The sequence below is a fragment of the Acinetobacter sp. YH12063 genome, assembly GCF_013419715.1.
In the GTDB taxonomy this organism is placed as follows: Bacteria; Pseudomonadota; Gammaproteobacteria; order Pseudomonadales; family Moraxellaceae; genus Acinetobacter; species Acinetobacter amyesii.
In genome coordinates this window covers 259,659-285,385 of the sequence record NZ_VOZO01000005.1, presented here as the reverse complement: position 1 = coordinate 285,385, position 25,727 = coordinate 259,659, and the positions used below count along the sequence as shown (strand labels likewise).

The window sequence follows — 25,727 nt, the reverse complement described above, 5'->3', positions numbered from 1 at the left end:
TTATACAGTACTTTTAAACAGAAATAAGGAACTATTTATGGCAAATTCTTGGCGCATTTCGGCATTGTCTACAATTCACCGTCAACTTGGCTCAAAACTGGAAGATTGGAATGGCATGGGCACGGCATGGACCTATGATTCTGATATTGCAGATCACTATACTGCCATCCGTACTAAAGCAGGTTTAATGGATGTTTCAGGGCTGAAAAAAGTTCATTATGTTGGCCCGCATGCTGAATGCCTGTTGGAATATGCCACAACCCGCGATATTTCCAAGCTCTATTCGGGAAAATCTGTATATGCAACCATGCTGAATGAACAAGGTAAATTTGTAGATGACTGTGTTATTTACCGTACTGGGCCGAATGCCTTTATGGTGGTGCATGGCACAGGTATTGGTCATGAAATGCTAGTTCGCTCTGCTGTCGGGCGTCAAGTGGCGGTGTTATTTGATGATGATCTGCATGACCTGTCCTTACAAGGGCCTTTGGCCGTGGACTATTTGGCAGAGCACGTTGCGGGTATTCGCGACTTGCCGTATTTCCATCATATGCAAACCAAGCTGTTTGGTGCTCCAGTGATGATTTCTCGTACGGGCTATACAGGGGAGCGCGGTTACGAAATTTTCTGTAAAGCTGCTGATGCACCTATGATTTGGGAAACCATTTTAGCGACTGGAAAAGACTATGGCATTATTCCATGTTCATTTACGACACTAGATTGGTTACGTACAGAAAGTTACTTACTTTTCTTTCCGTATGATAATTCAGAATATTTCAATTTTGAAAATGATGTAAGCGGCGATACGCTGTGGGAATTGGGGCTGGACTTTACCGTTTCACCGAGTAAAGGAGAGTTCCGTGGCTGCTATGAACACCGCCGTTTAAAAGGGAAAGAGCGTTTTAAAATCTTTGGCGTACTGCTGGAAGGCACTCAAGCGCCAGAAATGGGTGATACCTTATGGGATGGAGATAAGCAAGTGGGGGTGATTACCTGCGGAATGCATTCACCTTTGGTCAATAAAACCATGGCTATCGCGCGTTTGGACGTACCTTATGCTGAACACGGTAAAGCCCTTCAGGTCAAAGGCAGTTTAGAAGTGAACGCAATGGCGCATACTATGCCGTTTGATGATCCAGATAAATTGAAACGCACTGCAAAAGGCTAAAGTTTTTATTATTTTACGTGGTTAACGGTATTTAAAAAAATCCTGCCATTGTGCAGGATTTTTATTAGTAATATCACTTTAAACAGTTACAGCATTACGCAGATGCACATTTGAAAGAATAGGCTGACTCATCAGCATAGCTTTTCGATTTAAAGTCTTTGAATAGTAAAATGATGAAATAAACGTATTTAAACTTTTAAGCAGATGGTTATTTTTAATTGTTTTTGTTATAGAAAAAGCCATTCAAGGTGAATAGCTTATATCAGGCTATACAGTAAATGTGTTTAGATGGCGTCTGTGCCAGTTTCACCAGTCCGTATCCGGATCACTTGTTCCAAAGCGCTGACAAAAATTTTACCGTCACCGATTTTACCAGTAGATGCAAATTTGCTGATGCATTCAATCGCTTGTTCAAGCTGAGTTTCACTGACTGCGACTTCTAATTTTACCTTGGGCAGAAAATCTACATTGTATTCTGCACCGCGGTACATTTCAGTATGACCTTTCTGCCGACCAGTACCTTTTACTTCAGTCACAGTCATGCCATGAATGCCTTGATCATTCAATGCTTCACGGACATCATCCAGTTTGAATGGTTTAATAATAGCTGTAATTAATTTCATATTTCCCCTCATTTTTATCTATTCAATATTGTTTCAGGTAGAGCACTATTCTTGGTGCAAGAATAATGCCTAATTTTTGATAAATAATATAAATATCAATAACTCAGATTAAAAAATAAATCTGATTTGTTGAATATAGTTACACTATTACGGTCTTTTATTTAAACACCACCGTACGGTCATCATTGAGAAATACACGATGCTCAACAAAATATTTCACCGCTTTTGACAATGCGACGGTTTCTGTGTCGCGTCCTACTGAAACCAAGTCCTCTGGCAAGTAAGCATGATCCACGCGCTGTACTTCCTGCTCAATGATCGGGCCTTCATCTAAGTCACCAGTGACAAAGTGCGCTGTTGCGCCAATCAGTTTCACGCCACGTTCAAAGGCTTGGTGATAGGGTTTAGCGCCCTTAAACCCGGGTAAGAAGGAATGGTGAATATTGATGGCGCGGCCCGCCAATTGCTTGCACAGATCATCCGACAGAATTTGCATATAGCGCGCCAGAATCACCAATTCAGTCTCAGTTTCATCCACAATTTTTAGCAATTCAGCTTCCTGCTGCGCCTTGGTGTCTTTGGTCACTGGTAAATAAATAAAGCGCAGGCCTTCACGTTCAGCAATCGGACGTAAATCCAGATGATTTGAGACAATGGCAGTGATTTGAAAATCCAACTCGCCTTTATGATGACGGTAAAGCAGGTTAAGGAAACAGTGATCAAATTTGCTGACCATGATCATGACTTTCATTGGCGCGCTACAGTCATAAAATGCAGCCTGCATTTCAAACTGCTGTTCAACCTCAGCAAAATTGGCTTTCAGGCTATCTATGCGGTCGATACCGTCCTGAAAGCGGAACACAATACGGGTAAAGAAATAGCCAGTGATTTCATCAGCATACTGCGCCATTTCACTGATATAGCAGCCATTTCCGGCAAGACATCCACTAATGGCCGCAACAATGCCAGATGCGGTAGGACAGCGGATATTTAAGACATATTGGGCGGTATTGTGCATGATCATTGGTGCTTTTCTCCAGTTTAAGCAGGCTGATTTCTCAGTATTGGTATTGAATATTCTTTAGAGGAAAAATTATTTCTTATTTATTTTTATATAGAAATCAGTTTACTGCTGTCCATGCCCCTTCGTGCTAAGCCATGGCTTTAAAGGGGTATTGCTTTTGAGGTATAGGCAAAGCCAAAGCTGCTTTGCATTATAAAAATGAGGTTATGAATTGTGAAACTGCACGAAGACGTTGGTTAGCCGTGTGTGCAGATAAATATTTAGAGGGGGGTATGAATGGCATGGGTCATTTTATTTTTAGCGGGCATCTTTGAAATTATTTGGGCCTATTCCATGAAACTCTCAGAAGGTTTTACACGGCCAATACCGACGATGGTGACCATATTCTTTGTGATCTGCAGTTTCTTGTTATTAAGCTATTCCATGCGGGTTTTACCTTTGGGCACTGCTTATACCATTTGGTCGGGTATTGGTGTCGTTGGTTCTTTTGCAGTTGGCATTTTAATTTTAGGTGAGCAGGCCAATGTTTTACGTATTGCAGCGGCAGCTATGATTATCGGCGGATTATTATTGATGAAATTGTCTGCACAGTCATGAATCGCAATTTGGTGCATGAGACGTTAGACATGCGCATTTTTAATGCAAAAAATATTCTTAATAAGAATATATATAAGGAGAGGGCTTATTAATACAAGGAAATACAAGATTTTAAATATTGGCGCAGTATTTGCATTTTAAGTTTTGAACTTTCGAAGAAGGAGAATGCCATGAGCTATCCGGAACACTTTGTGATAAAGAAAATTCGTTTGTTAACACCGACCACTTGCGAGGTGTATATGTTAAACATGAACAAGAAATTTATGAAGGGATGGGTGATTCGCTGCAATCAGGCACTGACAAATCAGTTTTATGAACAGATGAATAATTTGATGCAATCTGCCCAACCGTTTCAGGCGCTGATGCAACTGAAGCAGTTTCATAAAGTAGATGTAATCTGTTAATTCCAATCTTACCGGCAGGGGGTAAAACTTCTGCTGGTGATTCTTTGTATCTATATAAAAATCAATAATTTAAAAAATATTCTTAAAAGTAAAAAAAGTTTCCTCAAGCTATAGACGGGTTAAAAAAAATTCGATATAAATTCTTACAGAGAAAATAATTTTCCTAACGAGAAAATTAAAACCTATTTCAGAAACACTCTCTGTAGATTGAGAATTGATAGGAAACAGTCCTATGCCACAGAACAAACCAGCCCAATATATTTTGAAAATCCGCTGTCCTGCCGCGTCTGGCATTGTCGCGGCCATTAGTGGATGTCTTGCCGGAAATGGCTGCTATATCAGTGAAATGGCGCAGTATGATGATGAGATCACTGGCTATTTCTTCACCCGTATTGTGTTCCGCTTTCAGGACGGTATCGACCGCATAGATAGCCTGAAAGCCAATTTTGCTGAGGTTGAACAGCAGTTTGAAATGCAGGCTGCATTTTATGACTGCAGCGCGCCAATGAAAGTCATGATCATGGTCAGCAAATTTGATCACTGTTTCCTTAACCTGCTTTACCGTCATCATAAAGGCGAGTTGGATTTTCAAATCACTGCCATTGTCTCAAATCATCTGGATTTACGTCCGATTGCTGAACGTGAAGGCCTGCGCTTTATTTATTTACCAGTGACCAAAGACACCAAGGCGCAGCAGGAAGCTGAATTGCTAAAAATAGTGGATGAAACTGGGACTGAATTGGTGATTCTGGCGCGCTATATGCAAATTTTGTCGGATGATCTGTGCAAGCAATTGGCTGGCCGCGCCATTAATATTCACCATTCTTTCTTGCCTGGGTTTAAAGGCGCAAAACCCTATCATCAAGCCTTTGAACGTGGCGTGAAACTGATTGGCGCAACAGCGCACTTTGTCACTGGCGATTTGGATGAAGGCCCGATCATTGAGCAGGAAGTGCAGCGCGTGGATCATGCTTACTTGCCAGAGGACTTGGTTTCAGTAGGACGCGATACAGAAACAGTCGCATTGTCAAAAGCGGTGAAATATTTTGTTGAGCACCGTGTATTTCTTAATGACGACCGTACGGTGGTGTTCAAATGAATATTGTGATGAATACCCAGCGCTATGCGCAGATGATTGATGGCAAAGCGACCGCACAAAAAGTTTTGGAAGAAATTAAAATTGAAGTTGTTGGCTTAAAAGCCGCAGGTATTGAACCTTGTTTAGCGGTGGTGTTGGTGGGTGATGACCCTGCTAGCCATGTTTATGTACGCAATAAGGTTGAAAAAGCCCTATTTGTCGGTATCCGTTCATTGGAATACCGAATGAGCGCCGAAACTGCGCAAGAGGTCTTACTGCAGAAAATTGATGAATTGAATGCGGATGCAGCTGTGCATGGCATTTTGGTACAGCTGCCATTGCCAGATCACATTGATGAGACCGCTGTGCTACAGCGTATTAACCCAATGAAAGATGTAGATGGTTTTCATAGTGAAAATGTCGGCGGTTTAAGCCAAGGTCGTGATGTGCTGACGCCATGTACACCCACGGGCTGTATTCGTTTGCTGAAAGATACGTTGGGTAATGATTTATCTGGACTGCATGCTGTCGTGGTCGGGCGCTCCAATATTGTTGGTAAACCGATGGCTGCGCTGTTGCTGAAAGAAAGCTGTACCGTGACGATTGTTCATTCCCGTACGCAAAATATTCAAGAGATTTGCAAAACTGCTGACATTTTAGTGGCGGCGGTAGGCAAGCCGAAAATGATTGATGCGTCTTATTTAAAGCCAGATGCTGTGGTGATTGATGTCGGTATTAATCGGATTCAGGAAAACGGTAAAAACCGCTTGGTAGGTGATGTGGACTATGAAGATGCCTTGACGGTAGCGCTGGCCATTACCCCTGTGCCAGGCGGTGTTGGGCCAATGACCATTGCTTATCTCATGAAAAATACGCTTGAAGCCGCACGCATGCAGGCAAAACAAATTTAAAAATAAATACGGCATTTCAAATGCCTTGGAGGACATGCCATGCCACTTGGTTTACTCAAATATGGATTAAGCAGTGAATATCCTGTTGAAGTTGATTTGCCTCCGCCGAAGGAGCTGAAATCACAATATGACGTGGTCATCATTGGCGCAGGTGGCCATGGTTTGGCAATTGCTTATTACCTTGCTAAATATCAAGGCATTACCAATATTGCTGTACTGGAAAAAGCTTATTTAGGCGGTGGCAATACTGCGCGTAATACTGCGGTGATTCGCTCGAATTATTTGACCTCCGAAGGGGTGAAGTTCTACGCAGAGTCAGTCGATTTATTTAAAAATCTGTCGAATGAATTCGATTTTAACATTATGTATTCGGAACGCGGTCAGTTGACTTTAGCACATACCGATTCAACGGTTCGGGCATTTCGTCAGCGGGCTGAAGTGAATAAACACTTTGGCGGGCGTACAGAAATGATTGACCGTCAGCAGATTAAAGAGCTGGTGCCGTGTTTAAACTTAGATCCTGCACACTTACCAGTATTGGCAGGCCTATGGCATATCGATGGCGCGACAGCTCGTCATGATGCAGTGGCGTGGGGTTATGCTAAAGAAGCTGCTAAGCGTGGTGTAGAGATTCATCAGCTGACAGAGGTTCAGGATTTTATCGTTGATAAAAACCAAGTGACCGCAGTGAAGACTAACCGCGGGACCATCAAATGCGGCTGTGTCGTGCAAGCAGTAGCAGGGACGTCTAGCTTGTTAATGAATAAACTGAATATCAAATCGCCGATTCATACTTTTCCACTGCAGGCTATGGTATCGCAGCCATATAAACCTTTTATCAATCCCTTGATCAGTTCTTCGGCGCTGCATTGCTATGTACAGCAAACCAGCCGAGGTGAAATCGTTTTTGGTGGCGGTTCTGATCCATATCCACTGTATAACACCCGTTCAACATTGGATTTAAAAGAAAGCCTGCTGGCGCATGCGATCGAAATGTTCCCATTTATGGCCAATGTCAAATTAATGCGTCAATGGGCGGGTATGACTGACATGACGCCAGACTATAGTCCGATTATGGGTAAATCGCCTTATGACAATTATTACTTGGATGCAGGCTGGGGCACATGGGGCTTTAAGTCTACGCCGATCTGCGGAAAAACTATGGCGGAATTGGTTGCGACAGGGCGTACACCAGACCTAATCAAACCCTTTGAACTATCTCGTTTCAGCCGTTTCCAACAAGTGAACGAAATGGGCGCCACAGCGGCAAGCCACTAAGGAGCAGAAAAATGAAAATGATGAATTGTCCTTTAAATGGCCTCAGAAATATCTCTGAATTCACTTATGGCGGTGAACTGAAAACCATGCCAGATCAGAACACCTGTACAAATGAAGAATGGGCGGATTATGTGTTCAATAAAAGCAATATTGCTGGTGTAGTGCTGGAATGGTGGATGCATTCGCCAAGCAGCTATTGGTTCATTGCAGAGCGTCATACCGTTACAGATGAAATTATTCGAACTTTTGATGCCAAAGAAATATTCCAACAGCGCGTTGATTTTGAAACTGCAGAGAAAAAAGCAGTTCAATCTACCGAAGCTGCAGTACAACAGGGGGTGCCAGCATGAGCAATAACAATTTAAGTCGTTTGCCGTTACCTTATGGTCTGCTGATTGACCGCAGTCAGCCCATCAGCTTTGAATTTGATCAGCAGAAGTTCAGCGGTTTTGCTGGTGACAGTATTGCCAGCGCATTAATTGCCAATGAGCGCTGGATTATGTCGCGCTCATTTAAATATCACCGTCCGCGCGCGCCATTAACGATGGCAGGACAAGATGCCAATACACTCATTCAGCTGCCGCAGGAACCGAATGTTTTGGCAGATATGACCAGTATTGAAGCTGATTTATCTGCGATGGGGCAAAATTATTCGGGCTCTTTAATGAAAGACTCGGATGCTTTCTTGGGTAAGTTTTCTAAATTTATGCCAGTCGGGTTTTATTACCGTTCATTTTATAAACCTAGAGGCGTATGGAAGCTTTGGGAGCCATTGATCCGTAAGAAAGCTGGTTTAGGTTTTTTAGATCTGAATTTTGAACCTGAATATTATGACAAAGCATATTTATTTACCGACATCGCCATTGTTGGCGCGGGCCCAGCTGGGTTACAAGCTGCGCTGACTGCGGCAGATGAAGGACTAAAAGTCTTACTGATTGAACAAGATAAAATCTTAGGCGGCAGCTTGCACTATGCGCGTTTTGATGCCGCGGGTAAGAAAGCACAAAGCTTGGCAGCGAAATTGATTGCGCAAGTAGAGCAGCACAGCAATATTACGGTCATGACATCGTCTGTCTGCAATGCTTGGTTTACCGATCACTATCTGCCAGTGATTCAGGGCAAGCGTATGTATAAAGTGCGCGCCAAGCAGTGCATTGTCGCGAGCGGCAGTTTCGACCAGCCTGTGGTATTCCGTAATAACGATTTGCCGGGAATCTTGCTGACTAGCGCAGCGCAGCGTTTAGTTAAGCTATATGCAGTACGTCCAGGGCAAAAAACCGTTATTTTAACAGGCAATGACGATGGTTATTTGGCAGCCTTAGACTTGGCGGAAGCAGGGATAGAAATTGCTGCATTGGTGGATATGCGTCAAGGCACGACAGACACAGCCTTGTTGCAAGCTGTGAAGCAGCAGAATATTCCGTGTTATTTGCAAAGCATTGTATATGAAGCGATGCACAGCAAGGGCATGCAACGTGTGACCGGTGTTGATATTCGCCGCATTGAAGCTGAAGGCAAAGTTAGTGCACAAACTCAAATTGTGTCATGCGATACACTGTGTATGTCTTCTGGTTATATGCCGGTGTATCAGCTACTGTGCCAAGCAGGTGCAAAACTCAGCTATAACGATGCTAAAGCGCAATTCAGTATTTCCGGCTTGCCTAAAGGGCTGCAAATTACAGGTTCAGTTGCAGGCATTCATGATCTGGATAACTTGCTGCAAGATGCATCACAAACAGCGCTGAACGCTGTACATGCCATCAGTAGCGGTTTAGATATTCCGACGAAGCCTGAATATGCTGAAACCGCAGTCAACTTTCCATGGCCGATCTTTGAGCATCCGAAGGGCAAAGAATTTGTCGATTATGACGAAGACTTGCAGATCCGTGACATTATTAATGCAACAAAGTCGGGTTACCGTGATGTGCAGCTGGTTAAGCGGTTTTCAACCGTAGGCATGGGGCCTTCGCAAGGACGTCATTCTGCATTGCCGACAGCACGCTTAGTCGCAAAATACACTGACCGTACGGTGAGTGAAACAGGAGTCACCACTGCGCGTCCGCCATTTACTGCAGAAAAACTGGCGCATATCGCAGGACGCGGTTTTGACCCGTACCGTCAAACACCAATGCACCGACGTCATATTCAGGCAGGTGCGCAGATGATGCCAGCAGGCAACTGGCAGCGTCCTGCATATTATGGAGCTATCGCAGATCGCTTAAAAAACATTGAAACTGAAGTACGCAATGTTCGTGAAAATGTCGGCATCATTGATGTTTCCACACTGGGCGGTTTAGATATCCGCGGCCCAGACAGCGCAGAATTTTTAAACCGTTTATATACATTTGGTTTTGTAAAATTGCCAGTCGGAAAAACCCGCTATGCCGTCATGGCAGCAGAAGATGGCGTGGTCATTGATGATGGTGTAGCAGGACGTTTAAGTGAAAATCATTTTTATGTCACAGCAACGACAAGCGGTGTAGACAGAATTTACCAGCAAATGCTGAAATGGAATGTGCAGTGGCGATTAAATGTTGATATTGCCAATGTGACTTCTGCATTTGCCGCCGTGAATATTGCGGGGCCAAACTCCCGTGCAGTGATGCAGAAAATTTGCCAAGATGTAGATTTCAGCAATCAGGCTTTCCCTTATTTAGGCCTGCGTGAAGGTACGATTCAAAATATTCCAGTACGTTTATTGCGCGTGGGTTTTGTTGGTGAGTTAGGCTATGAAATTCACTTTCCAGCCCGCTATGGCGAGTTTATGTGGGATCTGCTGATGCAGGCTGGTAACGCATTTAACATTCAGCCTTTTGGTGTAGAAACTCAGCGTCTCCTTCGTTTAGAAAAAGGCCATATCATCATCAGCCAAGACACCGACGGCATGTCGCATCCTAAAGAAATAGATTTGGGTTGGGCTGTTGCAAAATCTAAACCTTGGTTTGTCGGCAAGCGTTCTATTTCTATTTTGGAACAGCAGCCGATGAAGCGAAAATTGGTGTCCTTTGTTTTAGACAAACAGCTGGAAAAACCAATGGAAGGCCATATTGTGCTGAATGGTGAGAACATTACTGGCAATATCACTTCATGTGAATATTCACCTACTTTGGATAAAATAATTGGCATGGCCTATGTCGGAATCGAGCAAAGCGAAGTCGGAAAACAGTTTGAAATCCGCGTAGAAAAAGGCGCAAGCGTGTTTGCAGAAGTGGTTAAAGCGCCATTTTATGATCCAGCCAATGCCCGTCAGGAGATTTAAATTATGAATCCTTTATATCAAGCGCAAACAAGCCCGATGGAGCGGATTGCTGGACCATATCAGTCTTTTGGCATGGGACAAAAATTTCGAGCAGGTCGGGCAGAGGCACAAATTCAGCAGTGCGCTATTGCCGATTTGACACATTTGTCTCGTGTTGGGTTTCGTGGAATAGACAGCGCGGCTTATTTAATTCAAGCGGGTTATCAGTTGCCAGATCGGCCGAATATGCTGCTGAAACAAAATGATGGCACAACTGTAGCAAGACTTTCAGCCACGGAGTATTTACTTTTAGGCGCATGGTCAGACTTTGGTGAATCGATTGCGCAGCTAGAGCAAAACTGGAGCATGAACGAGCAGGCAAATTATATGTTGCCACGTCAAGACAGTCATGCATGGATTCAACTTACAGGCAGTTCAATTGCGCTGGTCATGGCAAAACTCTGTGCTGTGGATTTATCTGCCGAGGCCTTTACAGTTGGACAGATAGCACAAACTTCAGTTGCTAGAATCAATGCCATTGTGATGAATGTCAGCGATGCGCAAGCTCCAAAATTCAATATTTTATGTGACCGTGCAGCTTCATTGTATTTATGGCATGTTCTGCTCGACGCTATTGCCGAATTTGACGGTCAAGCGGTAGGTATTGAGAGCTTAATTGCTGTTTAAAATTCCCCCGACTGTAAGCCCCCCGAATGGCTACTGGCATAAGCTGGCAGCCATTTTCTTTGTCTGTATTCTTAAAATATGAGCTTTATGCAACTGCAGAAGTACCGCCATGAAAGCTCTTGATATATAAATATAAATAAACGCTAATAATCTGCAGCATGAGTACTTCAATCATTATATTCGTCTATAAAAATCTGCTATGTGAACTCAAATTTTTCTAAAAATACAGATGATGTTCAAATCTCTAAAATATGGCGCCTTTTCTTTATTTTTTTTAGTATCACTTAAGCATTAAGCAAGCATGAAATGTTGCAGATGTACTTTTGGGCATCGCAGGAACTAGTTTAGCTGCTGCATTTAGGAGTACTTTGAACCTAAATAGCGCATAGTGATGATTCAGGTGTATAGCATGTTGATCTGATTCTAAAAATGGTGAGTGTGTTCGGGAGCAAACTGATTTTTGGGTATTAATTTTCAATGTAAACGTTTAAGAATAGTGTGAAGTGATTTATCTAAAGAATGAAGTGGCATTGGGTTAAACATAAGATCTCATTTGAGGCCATGAAAAGGTTTAAATAGAATAAAAAATAAGGGCAGAAGCCCTTATTTTATGCAGTAACATGAAGCCTTATTCAGCTACCATTTAGTTGTTATAGGCGCGTTCATTATGATCACTGACGTCCAAACCTTGTTCTTCTTCTTCAGGGCTGACTCGGATACCGATTGTTTTATCCAAAATGATCAGTAAGATCCAGCTTAATACGCCCACATAGATACAGGTTGCGACAATACTTGCCAGCTGTGCCAGCAATTGTGTGCCAACATTGATGCCTTCAACATTTCCGCCTAAAGCAGGAATACAGAAAATACCCGTCAGCATACAGCCTACCATACCGCCAACGCCATGCAGATAGAACACATCCAGCGCATCATCCACACCAATTTTGCGTTTAAGTGCGGCAATGCAGTAGTAGCATATAGCGCTGGTAATTAAGCCGATAATAATTGCACCAAATGGACCGACATAAGCCGCTGCAGGTGTAATGCCGACTAAACCTGCAATTGCCCCTGATGCTAAACCAAAAGCAGTGACATGGCCTGAATAGACTTTTTCTGCCAGCATCCAGCCGACAATACCGCCGCAAGTTGCGAGCATTGTTGTTATTAAAATTAAGGCTGCAGAGGCGTCAATCGCTAAAGCTGAACCAACGTTAAAGCCGAACCAGCCTGCCCAGAGCAAGGCTGCGCCTATCATCACAAATACAACGTTATGCGGCGGCATAGGCGCAGTTGGCCAGCCTTTGCGTTTGCCTAAAACTAGTGCTCCGACAAATGCTGTAACACCTGCACCCATATGTACTGCAGTGCCACCGGCAAAGTCCAGTACGCCCCAGTTATGGAATAGTGCGCCATCGCCACCCCAAACCATGTGCGCCATTGGGCCGTAGACAATGATCAGCCAAAGTGATGCAAAGATAATCACTGCACTGAATTTCATACGTTCTGCAATTCCGCCTAGTGCAATGCAAGGCGTAATCATGGCAAAGGTCATTAGAAAGACGATCACAATATATTCAGGAATGCCACCGGCCATGCTTTCGGCAGTTACACCAGATAGCATGAACTTATCTAACCCACCGACGATACTATTCAGGTTGTAAACACCTGCTTGCATATTCGTCGTGTCGGTTGCCAAACTGTAGACCAGTCCAACCCATAAAATGCCGATAATGCCTGCTACAGCAAAAAACTGTGTAAAAATGGAAAGGACATTTTTAGCACGGACCATGCCGCCATAAAACAAAGCTAAACCAGGGATAAACATCAGCAGTACGATGACAATAGATACCATGAGCCAGACAGTTGCAGGGCCATCAAAAGCGTCTGCAGCAAAAGCCGCGGGCGATACAAATAGGCTGAGTAAGAGAAGTTTTTTGAAAAGCAGAGTCTTTAAATCGTTCAAGATCATGAATTGCTCCAGAATATAAATTTACATGACTTAGACCATCATTGTTGTGTGAATGGATATTACTAAGGGGAATATAAGTTTCATAAAGAGCAATGCAATTCATATGCCATTATAAAAATTAATGTTATTATTCAGTGTTATAAATTTACCTATTCTTAAGAGGTTAACTTATTAGAATATCGAGCTGAGAGACAAAAAGTCTATATCTCTTAAGAGGTAGTCTGAGCGTTGAGTGTTCACTTTATTGCTATTTACAGGACATTCTTTATATAGGAAGCGAATGAGATAAGGCGCAGCTAAAGCTTAGTTGTAAATCCAGCACATAAAAAAAGATGGCTTAGCCATCTTTTTTGCGTTGAGTTCTGTTTTATTAGGCAGACAAATTAATTTTCGTATATCACCAGCAGATACAATTTATTCAGCGTGATTGTCACCATAGTTGACCATTGAAATCATGCGGATCGGCACTTTAATCAGTTTTTCAGGGCCATGAGGAATTTCACCGTCTAAAGTTAAGCAGTCGCCCGGCTTCATATCAAAGACTTCATCGCCATGGCGGTACATAATTTCACCTTCAATGAGATATAGCATTTCTGTCCCTGGGTGGGCAAAGGTCGGAAATTCCTCGCTGGCATCATCCATACTGACTAAATAGGCTTCAAAATTTTTACGCGGCCCGCGTGAATGCGTCAGCAAATGATAGGTATGGCCTTTTTCTGTGCCACGGCGCACCACTTCCATTCCTTCGCCAGATTTTACAATCATGGCACGGCTTTCCTGTTGGTCATATTGACTGAACAGGGTGGACAGCGGAATCCCTAAAACTTCACATAATCGGCTCAAGGTTTCCAGACTGGTAGACACTTGCGCATTTTCAATTTTGCTCAGCATACCTTGACTGATATCGGCAGTCTGCGCGACTTCAGCCAGTTTCAGGCCTTGCTCCTGACGGCAGCGTTTGATCTGAATGCCAATGTATTGCTCCAGCTTAAGGCTGTTTTTATTTTGTCTCATTATGGATCAACTCGCACTGTTTTGACTCTGAACCGATTGCTGCATCTTAATCAAAATTAAAAAACAGCGCCAATGATGTCAGGGTGAATTTTTATGAATAAAAATTTCCTATTAGGAATATAAAGGCTTTTAGCAGAAAAACATAATAATTTTTTACGGTCCTGAAAAGTTGGCAAGGGAATTGCTTTCTTGTTAGGAAAGAAAGTTTCTTCTGTTGAATAATACAATCGAATAATAAATTCTTTGCATTATTCGAGCCAAACATCATTTTTTGTCATATTGGGAGTATGTCAAATATGTTACAGCAGGCCGTTATAAAAGAGTTCTTTGAAGAAGAACAGGACATCATCACCAAGCCAAAGTACCGTGCAGAAGTGCAAAAGGTGATTGATGAACATCAACTAAAATACGTATTGGCTCAATTTGTAGATATTCATGGTTCAGCCAAAACTAAATCTGTGCCGATTTCAGGGCTAAAAGCAATAGAAGGTGCTGGTGTCGGTTTTGCAGGATTTGCCATCTCGGGAATGGGCATGCAGCCACATGGGCCTGACTTTATGGTGAAAGGTGATTTATCTTCTTTAACACCTGTGCCATGGCAGCCAGGTTATGGTCGTGTAGTTTGCGAAGGCTATGTAGATGGCAAGCCGCATCCATATGATTCCCGCTTTGTACTGCGCAAGCAAGTTGAGCGTTTAAGTGCAAAAGGCTGGACATTAAATACCGGTTTAGAGCCTGAATTCAGCCTCTTCCGCCGTGCTGAAGACGGCAAACTTAAAGCTGTGGATGACTCTGACAATTTAGATAAGCCATGCTATGACTATAAAGGCTTATCACGTTCACGCGAGTTTTTAGAGCGTTTGACTGAAGCTTTAATTCCAGTCGGTTTTGATATTTATCAGATTGACCATGAAGATGCTAATGGGCAGTTTGAAATTAACTACACCTACAGCGACGCCATGAATTCGGCAGATATGTTCACGTTCTTCCGCATGGCGGCTGGTGAAATTGCCAATGATTTGGGTATTGTCTGTTCATTTATGCCTAAGCCAGATCCGAAACGTGCGGGAAATGGCATGCATTTCCACTTGTCGATTGGCAGTAAAGAGTCGAGCAATCTATTTAATGATGATTCAGATCCGCAAGGCATGGGCCTTTCGAAAATGGCATATCACTTTATTGCTGGATTATTGGCGCATGGGCCAGCACTTTGTGCATTCTGCGCACCAACCGTAAATTCGTATAAACGTCTGGTTGTAGGACGTTCATTGTCTGGCTCGACATGGGCACCGGCCTTTATTGCGTATGGGTCAAATAACCGTTCTGCCATGGTGCGCATTCCATATGGTCGTATTGAACTGCGTTTGCCAGATGCTGGCTGCAACCCGTATCTAGTTTCAGCTGCCATTATTGCAGCAGGTCTTGATGGTATTGAACGTCAACTCACACCACCGCCGGCATGCAATGAAAACTTATATACCTTGAGTTTGGAAGAAATTGCCGCACGTGGTATCGAAACCTTGCCGCAGTCTCTAAAAGAAGCCATAGAAGCATTAAAAGCTAATCCATTGTTTAGAGAGCAGTTGGGCGCAGAAATTGTTGATGAATTTATTAATCAAAAAAGCATGGAATGGGTGGAATACAGTCGTCATGTGTCGGATTGGGAAGTTCAGCGTTACACCGAATTTTTCTAAGTAGCTTTAGAACGAAACAGTTCCAGTAAACAAATACAGTGAATATCACTATTTCACCAAAACGATTGAATTAGAACTTTGAATTAAAAAACAGCATTTAGCGGAGAATGATTATGTGCGGAATCGTAGGCTTATATTTAAAAAATCCAGCTTTGGAATCACAGCTGGGCAAACTGTTTGAACCGATGCTGGAATCGATGACAGGCCGCGGTCCAGACAGCGCTGGCTTTGCAATCTATGGCGATGAAGTGACAGATGGCTGGGTAAAACTGACATTGCAGTCAGTAGAAGAGAGTTTTGACTGGGCGGCATTTGCTGAACAGCTGAAAGCGGCATTGAACACTGAAATGGACTGGTTCCAAAATGCTACAGCAGCCGTAATTAAAGCCAAAACAGATGAAGATGCCGTGCGTGCTGCCATTGAGACAATTGCCCCGCAATTAAAAATTATGAGTGTTGGACAAAGTATTGAAATCTTAAAAGGCATGGGTTTACCCGTTGAAATTTCAGAACGTTTTGGCTTAGCCAATATGAAAGGCAGTCATATTATCGGTCATACCCGCATGGCAACCGAAAGCGCAGTAACCATGGAAGGCAGTCATCCATTTTCAACCGGTCAAGACTTGTGTTTGGTGCATAACGGTTCACTGTCAAATCATGCACGCTTACGCCAAGAATTAAAACGCGAAGGCATCCATTTTGAAACAGACAATGACACAGAAGTAGCGGCGGGTTATTTAACTTGGCGTTTACAGCAGGGCGATAATTTAGAGCAAGCCTTGAATAATGCCTTAGATGATTTGGACGGTTTCTTTACCTTTGCCATTGGCACCAAAGATGGTTTTGCAGTGATCCGCGATCCGATTGCCTGCAAACCTGCAGTGCTTGCAGAAACAGATGATTACGTTGCGATGGCGTCTGAATATCAAGCTTTAGCTTCATTGCCAAATATTGATAAAGCCAAAGTTTGGGAGCCAGAGCCAGCGACTTTGTATGTATGGGAACGCAATTCGGTTCAAGCAGCTTAAGACAAAATAGAGAAAAGAGGACACGACTTATGAATACAGCAGTAGCAGAAAAAATCAGCACTTCTATTTTAAAAGATCAATATGACTTAAGCATCGACAGCATCCGTGACTTAAACCAAGCGCTGCATAGCGTCGAACTGACTGAAAGCATTATCGACTGGACAGTGAGTAACCCAGGCGGTCAGCACAATATTGCCGTTGGCATTAAAGCGCCTGTCAATGTAACGATTGACGGCCATGCGGGTTACTACTGTGCAGGTATGAACCAAGAAGCAAATGTCATTGTAAACGGCAATGTCGGTGTTGGTGTTGCGGAAAATATGATGTCAGGTTCTGTACATATTAAGGGCAATGCCTCACAAGCAGCAGGTGCAACGGCACATGGCGGACTGTTAGTTATTGAAGGCGATGCTGGTGCACGTTGCGGTATTTCAATGAAGGGCGTGGATATTGTAGTGGGTGGCAGCATTGGTCATATGAGCTGCTTTATGGGGCAAGCAGGCCGTTTAGTGGTTTGCGGTGATGCAGGAGATGCTTTAGGCGACTCTTTGTATGAAACCCGCATTTATGTGAAAGGCATAGTGAAATCGCTCGGTTCGGACTGCATTGAAAAAGAAATGCGTCAGGAACATTTAGACGAACTGGTAGAACTTTTGGCGAAAGCAGGTTTTGAGGAAGATCCTTCAAATTTCAAACGCTATGGCTCGGCACGCCAACTGTACAACTTCAAAGTCGACAATGCATCTGCATACTAATCTTTGCGTAATAATGGAGAATTAAATCATGACCCAAACAATCCAAGAATTTGAACCTGTATTACGCGAATCTGCTACTTTTGACCGTTTGGCGATTCAGGAAATTCAACGCGCAGCAGCGACAGGTATTTATGACATCCGCGGTGGCGGTACGAAGCGTAAAGTTCCACACTTTGATGATTTGCTGCTTTTAGGCGCAAGTATGTCGCGTTATCCGTTGGAAGGATATCGTGAAAAGTGCGGTACAGATGTAGTGCTAGGCACACGTTTTGCCAAAAAACCGATTCATCTGAAAATTCCGGTAACGATTGCAGGCATGAGCTTTGGTGCGCTGTCTGCCAACGCTAAAGAGTCTTTAGGTCGTGGCGCATCAATGGTCGGTACGTCGACAACTACTGGTGATGGTGGTATGACACCGGAAGAGCGCGGCCATTCAGAGACGTTGGTGTATCAATACTTGCCTTCGCGCTATGGCATGAATCCAGATGATTTACGTAAAGCGGATGCGATTGAAATTGTGCTAGGCCAAGGTGCTAAACCAGGTGGAGGCGGTATGCTGTTGGGCATGAAAGTCACTGAGCGTGTAGCAGGTATGCGTACTTTGCCAGTCGGTGTTGATCAGCGAAGTGCATGCCGTCATCCAGACTGGACAGGTCCAGACGATTTAGCGATTAAAATTGCAGAAATCCGTGAAATTACCGACTGGGAAAAGCCGATTTATGTGAAAATCGGTGCAAGCCGCCCATACTATGACGTCAAGTTAGCTGTTAAAGCAGGTGCAGATGTCATTGTGCTGGATGGTATGCAAGGCGGTACTGCAGCGACTCAAGAAGTGTTTATTGAGCATGTGGGTATTCCAATTTTGCCAGCTATCCCGCAAGCAATTCAAGCATTGCAGGAAATGGGCATGCACCGTAAAGTGCAGCTGATTGTTTCGGGCGGTATTCGCACAGGTGCAGATGTCGCGAAAGCGATGGCTTTGGGTGCAGATGCGGTTGCAATTGGTACAGCCGCACTCATTGCACTGGGTGACAACCACCCTCGTTTAGACAAAGAGCTGAAAGAAATCGGTTCAGGTGCTGGCTACTATGATGATTGGCAAAATGGCCGTGACCCAGCGGGTATTACCACGCAAGACCCTGAATTGGCAAAACGTTTAGACCCAGTCGAAGGCGGGCGTCACTTAGCGAACTATTTGCGTGTATTGGTGCTCGAAGCTCAGACTATGGCGCGTGCATGCGGTAAATCGCATCTGCATAACTTAGACCCTGAGGATTTAGTGGCGCTGAATGTTGAAGCAGCAGCAATGGCGCGGGTACCGTTGGCTGGCACCAATTGGGTTCCAGGACAAGTGCAGTATTAATCTAGTTAACAATAAAAAATGAGGAATAATTTCCTCATTTTTTATTTTGTAACAAAGTACTTGTGACACCATAGCGACACCACTCGTTTGTAAGTTATAGATTTAAAAACGAATTATTCTACGTTGACATCGTAGAGGTCAGCAGTTCGAGTCTGCTTATACCTACCAAATTCAAAAAGCAGAATCAGAATGATTCTGCTTTTTTTATCTGAAATTATTAGGGTCTGTTGACATTTACTGTTCATAATTAACCCTATAAAGGTAGCCATAAAAATATACAGGCTAAAGCAACAGAACTTTGATAATTCCTTTTGAGCTTGTCATATCGAGTAGCTATTCCTCTAAACTCCTTTAATCTGCAAAACATATTTTCAACTAAATGCCTGATTTTATATAAATACCAGTCCATATGGTCATTGTTCGATTGGCTATTCGTTTTCCTTGGTATATTCGCTTTGGTACTTGTTTTCCTGATCTGTTCACGCAGTGGTTCTGAATCATAGCCTTTATCTGCGCATACGACTTATGTCTCTTTTAAATCTAATGTTGATATTAAATCAGGTGCAACTTTAACATCATGTGTGGTTCCATCGGTAATCATGAAATCAATAGGATTGCCATGTGCATCAACAATCAAATGTATTTTTGAGGAGTTTCCTCCTACACTTTTAGAAATAGATTGATTCGCTATGCCGGCAGAATGTTGATGAGCACGTACATGAGAGCCATCAATAAAAATCCACTCCATATCGGGGCATGAGGCTAGTAATTTGAATAATCTAAGTAACTTACCGCTGCTTGACCAACGATTAAAACGTTTGAAAATAGAGTTTGAATGACCAAAACAAGAAGGAATATCTCGCCACGGACAGCCTGTTCTAATTCTATAGAGAATAGCTTCAATAAAATTGCGTAAATTTGAGTTGTGGTGAATGGATAAATTACGCAGATTAACTTTCAACTTTTGCCAGTGTTGATCTGTCAGCATGGTACGAGGCATAGCGAATAGTAAAATTGGGTTTGGCGATTTGATTTTACTACTTCGCTATTTTTTTAAGCTAAAAGTGTCAACACACCCTAATTAAAGTGTTATTAAGACTATAGTTGAATCAAATCGACTTATATGTAAGGTGTTCTTCGCAATCGTTTTCAATCGTATTTGGCTTGAATAGATTCATATGGATTGAGTCGTAAAATCATCATGAGATGGAATTGGGTGTAAATGCATCTATGTGCAAATACATCAATTTGGATATTGATTGTTTAAGTGATTAAGCCAAACTTCTTTGGCTCATATTTCTGCGTTTATGACTATATAGCAGTGCTTTATACAATGTATGCTATAGCGGATTATTTGAAACAAAAAAGCCGCATTCTATGCGGCTCTTAATTGAACAAATAAATTATGCATCTTCAGTTTCTAAAATTTCGAAGTCATGGGTAATTTCTACACCACCATCCATCAGCATTTTACTAGCAGAACAGTATTTTTCAGCAGAAAGTTCAACCGCTTTTGCAACTTGCTTTTCCTTCACGCCATGACCAGTGACTACAAAGTGCAAATGAATTTTAGTGAATACAGCAGGAATAGTGTCGGCACGTTCTGCATTTAATTCACAACGAACATCAGTAATGTCTTGGCGTGCTTTCTTTAAAATCGTCACAATATCGAAAGATGCACAACCACCAAGTCCTGTTAAAATCAGTTCCATTGGGCGCGGACCACGGTTTTCACCGCCATATTCTTGTGATCCATCCATCATAACAGTGTGACCACTTTGAGTTTTTGCTTCAAAAGCAACATTCTCTAGCCAATGAACACTAGTTTGCATTGCAAGTCCCTAAAAAAAGCTATAAATTTACGCAGTACCTGTACACTAACATAAATTGAGTTGATAAGGAATTTCAACTCTTACGTGTGACAAGTTCACTTTAGGTCTTGTGCGATCTATAAATTATCCATATTCGGAAACTGTTAGCATGACTTCAAACTTTTCACAACTTAGCACAGATGCGCTATCTCCGGGGCAGTTACCTGAGTCGGTGAAGGCATTATTAAAACGTGCATATATCAATCGTTACCCAAAACGTACAACAATCATTGATGCGGGCTCAGAATCTAAATCTTTGTATTTAATTCTTAAGGGTTCAGTATCTATCATTTTACGTGAAGATGATGAGCGTGAAATTGTGGTTGCGTACTTAAATGCGGGTGACTTTTTTGGGGAAATGGGTCTATTCGAAGCAAATGCACAGCGTACTGCAGAAGTGCGTACGCGAGATGTATGTGAAATTGCTGAGATTACCTATGAAAACTTTCATGAATTAAGCAAACAATACCCAGACTTAAGTTATGCGGTATTTGCACAGCTTGTACGCCGTCTTAAAAATACGACGCGTAAAGTAACCGACCTTGCGTTTATTGACGTGTCAGGTCGTATTGCACGTTGCTTAATTGATTTATCTTCACAACCTGAAGCAATGATTTTGCCAAATGGTCGTCAGATTCGTATTACTCGTCAAGAGATTGGTCGTATTGTGGGTTGTTCCCGTGAAATGGTTGGTCGTGTTCTAAAAACACTTGAAGAACAAGGTATGATCGAAACTGATGGTAAAGCGATTCTAATTTTTGATGCATCGCTTGAAGAGAAAAGCCAATTGGCTTCTGACGAATTTGACGACGAAGAATAATCATTCTTCTAAATCAAAAAAAGCAAACTCAGGGGTTTGCTTTTTTTATGTCTATTCATTTCTCACTATTATATCTGAACAAGCTTTTCTCACATTTTTTGACAAGTAAACAGAAAATTATGATTTAAACAAAGCCGATATCTTAGGTAAGCTACTTCGTGACTTATATATTGATATTTAAAATAAAGAGGGAATTTGCGGCATGCAATTTAAACCATTGGCACATACCGGCATTTTAGTTCCAGAAATTTGTTTAGGCACCATGACGTTTGGTGAACAAAACACCCAAGCAGAAGCTTTTGCGCAACTGGATTATGCTTTAGAGCGTGGTCTTAACTTTTGGGATACTGCAGAAATGTATCCTGTCCCACCGAAACCTGAAACCCAAGGTTCAACTGAAACTATTATTGGTAACTGGATTGCAGCTCGCGGTGGACGCGATAAAATAATCTTAGCTTCAAAAATTGCAGGACCGTCACAAGGCGGTAGTCATATTCGTGACGGGCAAACTAAATTTATTGCTTCGGAAATTGAGTCTGCACTAGATCAATCTCTTCTGCGCTTACAAACAGATTATCTTGACTTATACCAGCTGCATTGGCCGCAACGACCAACCAACTTTTTCGGTAAATTGGGTTTTGGCAATGCCGAAGCGAACAATACGCAAACCATTACCAATTTAGAAGAAACATTGGTTGCTTTAAGTTATGAGGTGAAAAAAGGCCGAATTCGTACTATTGGACTCTCCAATGAAACACCATGGGGAACTTTAAAATTCCTACAACTTGCAGAAAAGCATGGTTTAGAAAAAATTGTCAGTGTGCAAAATCCGTATAGTTTATTGAACCGTACTTATGAAATAGGTTTATCTGAAATTGCACACTACGAAGGCGTGGGCTTATTGGCATATTCTCCATTGGCATTTGGTTATCTAACAGGTAAATTCCGTCATGGTGCGCGTCCTGCCAATGCTCGAGTAACACTATTTTCACGCTTTAGCCGTTATTCAAATGCGGAGAGTGAATGGGCAACAGAACAATATGCACAATTGGCTGAACAGCATGGTTTAACGTTGACACAGTTAGCCCTTGCATTTATTAAGCAGCAATTCTTTGTCACCAGTACAATTATTGGTGCGACGAATCTAGATCAGTTGAAAGAAAATATTGATGCGTTTGATGTGAATTTATCAGAAGACATTTTAAAAGGGATTGAAGATATTCATCGCCAGCAGCCAAATCCTGCACCTTAAGCTGAACTTTTTAGTGGATTAAGCAAAAGCCTGCATGTAAATGTGGGCTTTTTTGACATTTGTATTATTTAAGCAAATGGAAAATCATTGAATTTTATTGTCAGAAAGTCAGTTGAGTTGACAAGAAAATTGCCTAAAAATACATATGTATTTAAACAATATAATAAAGTACTAAATTCTTCAATAAATGACTTGAAAAGTATTCTATTTATACCAATATTATAATTGAGATTTATCTTTATCTTAAAATTAACTCATTGAAAAATATTTGAAAAATGTATTTGAAATTTTAAATATGACTCCCATATATGCTTCAAGTACAGAATTTGTTGTGAGGAATAACAAGAATGCGATTCGAAAAATTCACAAACCGTTTGCAGCAAGCATTATCCGATGCCCAATCTTTAGCAATGGGGAAAGACCATACAGCCATTGAAGGAATCCATATTCTTTCGACATTGCTTGAAGAGCCTTCGAACCAAAGCTTGTTACAACAGGCAGGTGCTAATCTTCCTGAGTTAAAAACCAAACTTCAGCAAGCCCTACAGGATACCGCCACCATTGCGACGCCGACAGGGGACATCAACCTAAATCCTGAAGCAGTCAAAGCGCTAAATTTAGCCGATAGTTTTGCGCAAAAAGCTGGAGATGAGTTTCTTTCTACAGATTGGGTGATTCTCGGTTTAGCTGAAACGGGTAAAACCAAAACCTTATTAAATAGTGTAGGCGTAACGACAGATAAATTACGTAGTGCAATTGAACAAATACGAGGCGGTGAACAAGTCATGAGTAATAACCACGAAGATCAACGTGATTCACTCAACAAATATACCTTAGACCTCAATGCACGTGCATTAGAAGGTAAGCTAGATCCGGTCATTGGTCGTGACGAAGAGATTCGCCGTACCATTCAGGTTTTATCACGCCGTAGTAAAAACAACCCCGTACTGATTGGTGAGCCGGGTGTGGGTAAAACTGCAATCGTTGAGGGCTTAGCACAGCGTATCGTCAATGGCGAAGTTCCTGAAAGTCTGAAAGGTAAACGTGTACTTTCACTCGACCTTGGTTCATTGCTTGCAGGTGCAAAATACCGCGGTGAATTTGAAGAACGTCTTAAAGCAGTTCTAAAAGATTTGGCCAAATATGATGGCGAGATCATTCTCTTCATTGACGAATTACATACGCTTGTTGGCGCAGGTAAAGGTGATGGTGCAATGGATGCAGGGAATATGCTTAAACCTGCGTTGGCACGTGGCGAACTTCGCTGTGTAGGTGCAACCACCTTAGATGAGTACCGTCAATATATCGAAAAGGATGCGGCATTAGAACGCCGTTTCCAAAAAGTGATTGTTGATGAACCGAGCGTGGAAGACACCATTGCGATTTTACGTGGTCTAAAAGACAAATATGCAACCCATCATGGTGTGCAAATTTTAGACTCTGCAATTATTGCTGCGGCAAAAATGTCGCATCGTTACATCACAGACCGTCAGTTGCCAGATAAAGCCATTGATTTGATTGATGAAGCAGCATCACGAATCAAAATGGAAATTGACTCAAAACCTGAGCCACTTGACCGTTTAGATCGCCGTTTAATTCAGTTAAAAATGCAACTTGAAGCGGTGAAAAAAGATGCAGATTCAGTCTCAAAAGCTGAAGTTGAGCATTTGGAGAAACAAATTGCTGAAGTTCAAAAAGAATATAGCGATTTGGAAGAAGTGTGGATTGCGGAAAAACGTCTGGTTGACGGAACGAATCAAGCTCAAATTGAGTTAGATAAAGCACGTACTGCCTTTGAAAAAGCACAACGTGAAGGTGATTTAGCAGAAGCGAGCCGTTTGCAATATGGAGTCATTCCTGAGTTGCAAAAACGCTTGAATGAAGAAGAAATTGCGGAGGTGAATGAAGAGCCGAAACTGATTCGTACCAAAGTCACTGAAAATGAAATCGCTGAAGTGGTAAGTGCAGCTACAGGTATTCCTGTTGCAAAAATGCTACAAGGTGAACGTGAAAAACTCTTACACATGGAAGAGTTCTTACATAACCGTGTAGTCGGTCAAGATGAAGCGGTCGTAGCAGTATCAAATGCGGTGCGTCGTTCTCGTGCAGGATTATCCGATCCAAACCGCCCAAGTGGTTCATTCTTATTCCTTGGGCCAACAGGTGTAGGTAAAACTGAGTTAACCAAAGCTCTAGGTAACTTCTTATTTGACAGTGATGATGCGATTATTCGTATCGACATGTCAGAGTTTATGGAAAAGCATTCGGTGAGCCGTTTAGTGGGTGCTCCTCCGGGCTATGTGGGCTATGAAGAAGGCGGTGTATTAACTGAGGCTGTACGTCGTAAACCTTATAGTGTGGTGTTGTTTGATGAGGTTGAAAAAGCCCATCCAGACGTCTTTAACATCTTGCTTCAAGTGTTAGATGATGGTCGATTAACTGACTCACAAGGTCGTGTGATTGATTTCAAAAACACCGTAATCGTGATGACCTCGAACTTAGGTTCAACCGATGTTCGTGAATTAGGTGAAAACCCGTCGAAAGACGAAGTTCGTGCTGTGGTCATGGCTGCTGTATCTGAACATTTCCGTCCTGAATTTGTGAACCGTATTGATGAGCTAGTGGTTTTCCATTCTTTACAAAAAGCGCAAATTCGTGGCATTGCAGATATTCAGTTGGATCGTTTACGTTCACGTTTGGCTGACAAAGACATGAGTTTGGCAGTTGAAGATAGTGCCTTTGAGTTACTTATCGATGCTGGTTTTGACCCTGTATATGGTGCACGTCCTCTAAAACGTGCCATCCAACAACAAGTTGAAAATACACTGGCACAGAAAATCTTGTCAGGCGCGTTCCAACCGGGCGATACGATTGTTGTTCAAGCGGAAGGAGATCACCTAAGTTTTGACAAGATGAAACTCAATTAAAAGGTACAAATTAGCCACGTTCAGTT

The 25,727-nt window shown here is 42.4% G+C and carries 21 protein-coding genes and 1 pseudogene; 16 read left to right on the top strand and 6 right to left on the bottom strand.

What is annotated here, in order from left to right:
* Positions 1-37 precede the first annotated feature (37 nt).
* Positions 38-1,168, top strand: coding sequence for an aminomethyltransferase family protein (locus FTU12_RS07540; protein WP_180114094.1), 1,131 nt, complete (start codon positions 38-40; stop codon positions 1,166-1,168).
* A gap of 284 nt (positions 1,169-1,452) precedes the next feature.
* Here the strand turns inward: FTU12_RS07540 and FTU12_RS07535 are convergent, their stop codons facing one another.
* Together FTU12_RS07535 and purU (FTU12_RS07530) are read right to left on the bottom strand one after the other, a co-directional pair.
* Positions 1,453-1,791 (bottom strand): P-II family nitrogen regulator, encoded by a 339-nt coding sequence (locus tag FTU12_RS07535; RefSeq protein ID WP_180114093.1) that lies wholly within the window; start codon positions 1,789-1,791, stop codon positions 1,453-1,455.
* Positions 1,792-1,948: 157 nt separating this feature from the next.
* On the bottom strand, positions 1,949-2,815 hold the full coding sequence (gene purU / locus FTU12_RS07530) for a formyltetrahydrofolate deformylase (RefSeq protein WP_180114092.1): 867 nt from the start codon (positions 2,813-2,815) through the stop codon (positions 1,949-1,951).
* Between the two features lie 276 nt (positions 2,816-3,091).
* On the opposite strand from purU (FTU12_RS07530), the gene FTU12_RS07525 reads away from it, so the two are divergent.
* The 8 genes from FTU12_RS07525 to FTU12_RS07490 all read left to right on the top strand — a co-directional run bounded on the left by FTU12_RS07525 (position 3,092) and on the right by FTU12_RS07490 (position 11,008).
* A complete protein-coding gene (locus FTU12_RS07525; protein ID WP_180114091.1) occupies positions 3,092-3,412 on the top strand; it encodes a multidrug efflux SMR transporter in 321 nt (106 codons plus the stop codon).
* A gap of 170 nt (positions 3,413-3,582) precedes the next feature.
* Positions 3,583-3,816, top strand: coding sequence for a hypothetical protein (locus FTU12_RS07520; RefSeq protein WP_180114090.1), 234 nt, complete (start codon positions 3,583-3,585; stop codon positions 3,814-3,816).
* Positions 3,817-4,048: 232 nt separating this feature from the next.
* Positions 4,049-4,915 (top strand): formyltetrahydrofolate deformylase, encoded by an 867-nt coding sequence (gene purU / locus FTU12_RS07515; protein ID WP_180114089.1) that lies wholly within the window; start codon positions 4,049-4,051, stop codon positions 4,913-4,915.
* Positions 4,912-5,805 carry a bifunctional methylenetetrahydrofolate dehydrogenase/methenyltetrahydrofolate cyclohydrolase FolD gene (folD, locus tag FTU12_RS07510; protein ID WP_257227298.1) on the top strand — a complete coding sequence of 298 codons (894 nt, stop codon included), beginning with the start codon at positions 4,912-4,914 and terminating at the stop codon, positions 5,803-5,805. Before purU (FTU12_RS07515) ends, folD begins: the two co-directional genes overlap by 4 nt.
* Positions 5,806-5,844: 39 nt before the next feature.
* Positions 5,845-7,083, top strand: a complete 1,239-nt coding sequence (locus tag FTU12_RS07505) for an FAD-dependent oxidoreductase (RefSeq protein ID WP_180114088.1) — start codon at positions 5,845-5,847, stop codon at positions 7,081-7,083.
* Between the two features lie 11 nt (positions 7,084-7,094).
* Positions 7,095-7,433, top strand: a complete 339-nt coding sequence (locus FTU12_RS07500; protein WP_180114087.1) for a sarcosine oxidase subunit delta — start codon at positions 7,095-7,097, stop codon at positions 7,431-7,433.
* Positions 7,430-10,342 (top strand): glycine cleavage T C-terminal barrel domain-containing protein, encoded by a 2,913-nt coding sequence (locus tag FTU12_RS07495; protein ID WP_180114086.1) that lies wholly within the window; start codon positions 7,430-7,432, stop codon positions 10,340-10,342. The genes FTU12_RS07500 and FTU12_RS07495 overlap by 4 nt, the downstream gene beginning before the upstream one ends.
* Before the next feature lie 3 nt (positions 10,343-10,345).
* Positions 10,346-11,008 (top strand): sarcosine oxidase subunit gamma, encoded by a 663-nt coding sequence (locus FTU12_RS07490; protein ID WP_180114085.1) that lies wholly within the window; start codon positions 10,346-10,348, stop codon positions 11,006-11,008.
* 643 nt (positions 11,009-11,651) lie between these two features.
* On the opposite strand, the gene FTU12_RS07485 is transcribed toward FTU12_RS07490, so the two are convergent.
* Positions 11,652-12,977, bottom strand: coding sequence for an ammonium transporter (locus FTU12_RS07485; RefSeq protein ID WP_180114084.1), 1,326 nt, complete (start codon positions 12,975-12,977; stop codon positions 11,652-11,654).
* Between the two features lie 414 nt (positions 12,978-13,391).
* Complete coding sequence (locus tag FTU12_RS07480) at positions 13,392-13,991, bottom strand: XRE family transcriptional regulator (protein ID WP_180114083.1); 600 nt, start codon at positions 13,989-13,991, stop codon at positions 13,392-13,394.
* A 296-nt stretch (positions 13,992-14,287) separates the two neighbouring features.
* Here FTU12_RS07480 and glnT point away from each other — a divergent pair, with 296 nt between their 5' ends.
* The 4 genes from glnT to FTU12_RS07460 all read left to right on the top strand — a co-directional run bounded on the left by glnT (position 14,288) and on the right by FTU12_RS07460 (position 18,831).
* On the top strand, positions 14,288-15,685 hold the full coding sequence (gene glnT, locus FTU12_RS07475; protein ID WP_218955933.1) for a type III glutamate--ammonia ligase: 1,398 nt from the start codon (positions 14,288-14,290) through the stop codon (positions 15,683-15,685).
* Positions 15,686-15,798: 113 nt separating this feature from the next.
* Positions 15,799-16,713, top strand: a complete 915-nt coding sequence (locus FTU12_RS07470) for a glutamine amidotransferase family protein (RefSeq protein WP_180114082.1) — start codon at positions 15,799-15,801, stop codon at positions 16,711-16,713.
* 29 nt (positions 16,714-16,742) lie between these two features.
* Entirely contained in the window at positions 16,743-17,468 is a 726-nt protein-coding gene (locus FTU12_RS07465; protein WP_180114081.1) for a protein glxC, read from the top strand.
* A 28-nt stretch (positions 17,469-17,496) separates the two neighbouring features.
* On the top strand, positions 17,497-18,831 hold the full coding sequence (locus FTU12_RS07460) for an FMN-binding glutamate synthase family protein (RefSeq protein ID WP_180114080.1): 1,335 nt from the start codon (positions 17,497-17,499) through the stop codon (positions 18,829-18,831).
* 253 nt (positions 18,832-19,084) lie between these two features.
* On the opposite strand, the pseudogene FTU12_RS07455 reads toward FTU12_RS07460, so the two are convergent.
* Together FTU12_RS07455 and FTU12_RS07450 are read right to left on the bottom strand one after the other, a co-directional pair.
* Positions 19,085-19,831: pseudogene (locus FTU12_RS07455) on the bottom strand (IS5 family transposase).
* 403 nt (positions 19,832-20,234) lie between these two features.
* A complete protein-coding gene (locus FTU12_RS07450) occupies positions 20,235-20,663 on the bottom strand; it encodes an OsmC family protein (protein ID WP_078191820.1) in 429 nt (142 codons plus the stop codon).
* Between the two features lie 148 nt (positions 20,664-20,811).
* On the opposite strand from FTU12_RS07450, the gene crp reads away from it, so the two are divergent.
* From crp to clpB, 3 genes are all read left to right on the top strand, one after another.
* Positions 20,812-21,522 (top strand): cAMP-activated global transcriptional regulator CRP, encoded by a 711-nt coding sequence (gene crp / locus FTU12_RS07445; RefSeq protein WP_180114079.1) that lies wholly within the window; start codon positions 20,812-20,814, stop codon positions 21,520-21,522.
* Positions 21,523-21,724: 202 nt separating this feature from the next.
* Positions 21,725-22,774 (top strand): NADP(H)-dependent aldo-keto reductase, encoded by a 1,050-nt coding sequence (locus FTU12_RS07440; RefSeq protein WP_180114078.1) that lies wholly within the window; start codon positions 21,725-21,727, stop codon positions 22,772-22,774.
* A 347-nt stretch (positions 22,775-23,121) separates the two neighbouring features.
* A complete protein-coding gene (gene clpB, locus FTU12_RS07435; RefSeq protein WP_168377776.1) occupies positions 23,122-25,701 on the top strand; it encodes an ATP-dependent chaperone ClpB in 2,580 nt (859 codons plus the stop codon).
* Positions 25,702-25,727 lie beyond the last annotated feature (26 nt).

What these genes read in the sequence shown, in the direction of transcription:
- FTU12_RS07540 (WP_180114094.1), top strand. Translation starts at nt 38, where the DNA reads ATGGCAAATTCTTGGCGCATTTCGGCATTGTCTACAATTCACCGTCAA.
- FTU12_RS07525 (WP_180114091.1), top strand. Translation starts at nt 3,092, where the DNA reads ATGGCATGGGTCATTTTATTTTTAGCGGGCATCTTTGAAATTATTTGG.
- FTU12_RS07440 (WP_180114078.1), top strand. Translation starts at nt 21,725, where the DNA reads ATGCAATTTAAACCATTGGCACATACCGGCATTTTAGTTCCAGAAATT.
- purU (WP_180114092.1), bottom strand. Translation starts at nt 2,815, where the DNA reads ATGATCATGCACAATACCGCCCAATATGTCTTAAATATCCGCTGTCCT.
- clpB (WP_168377776.1), top strand. Translation starts at nt 23,122, where the DNA reads ATGCGATTCGAAAAATTCACAAACCGTTTGCAGCAAGCATTATCCGAT.
- glnT (WP_218955933.1), top strand. Translation starts at nt 14,288, where the DNA reads ATGTTACAGCAGGCCGTTATAAAAGAGTTCTTTGAAGAAGAACAGGAC.
- FTU12_RS07480 (WP_180114083.1), bottom strand. Translation starts at nt 13,991, where the DNA reads ATGAGACAAAATAAAAACAGCCTTAAGCTGGAGCAATACATTGGCATT.
- FTU12_RS07485 (WP_180114084.1), bottom strand. Translation starts at nt 12,977, where the DNA reads ATGATCTTGAACGATTTAAAGACTCTGCTTTTCAAAAAACTTCTCTTA.
- FTU12_RS07470 (WP_180114082.1), top strand. Translation starts at nt 15,799, where the DNA reads ATGTGCGGAATCGTAGGCTTATATTTAAAAAATCCAGCTTTGGAATCA.
- FTU12_RS07450 (WP_078191820.1), bottom strand. Translation starts at nt 20,663, where the DNA reads ATGCAAACTAGTGTTCATTGGCTAGAGAATGTTGCTTTTGAAGCAAAA.
- FTU12_RS07460 (WP_180114080.1), top strand. Translation starts at nt 17,497, where the DNA reads ATGACCCAAACAATCCAAGAATTTGAACCTGTATTACGCGAATCTGCT.
- FTU12_RS07495 (WP_180114086.1), top strand. Translation starts at nt 7,430, where the DNA reads ATGAGCAATAACAATTTAAGTCGTTTGCCGTTACCTTATGGTCTGCTG.
- FTU12_RS07505 (WP_180114088.1), top strand. Translation starts at nt 5,845, where the DNA reads ATGCCACTTGGTTTACTCAAATATGGATTAAGCAGTGAATATCCTGTT.
- crp (WP_180114079.1), top strand. Translation starts at nt 20,812, where the DNA reads ATGACTTCAAACTTTTCACAACTTAGCACAGATGCGCTATCTCCGGGG.
- FTU12_RS07500 (WP_180114087.1), top strand. Translation starts at nt 7,095, where the DNA reads ATGAAAATGATGAATTGTCCTTTAAATGGCCTCAGAAATATCTCTGAA.
- FTU12_RS07465 (WP_180114081.1), top strand. Translation starts at nt 16,743, where the DNA reads ATGAATACAGCAGTAGCAGAAAAAATCAGCACTTCTATTTTAAAAGAT.
- folD (WP_257227298.1), top strand. Translation starts at nt 4,912, where the DNA reads ATGAATATTGTGATGAATACCCAGCGCTATGCGCAGATGATTGATGGC.
- FTU12_RS07490 (WP_180114085.1), top strand. Translation starts at nt 10,346, where the DNA reads ATGAATCCTTTATATCAAGCGCAAACAAGCCCGATGGAGCGGATTGCT.
- purU (WP_180114089.1), top strand. Translation starts at nt 4,049, where the DNA reads ATGCCACAGAACAAACCAGCCCAATATATTTTGAAAATCCGCTGTCCT.
- FTU12_RS07535 (WP_180114093.1), bottom strand. Translation starts at nt 1,791, where the DNA reads ATGAAATTAATTACAGCTATTATTAAACCATTCAAACTGGATGATGTC.
- FTU12_RS07520 (WP_180114090.1), top strand. Translation starts at nt 3,583, where the DNA reads ATGAGCTATCCGGAACACTTTGTGATAAAGAAAATTCGTTTGTTAACA.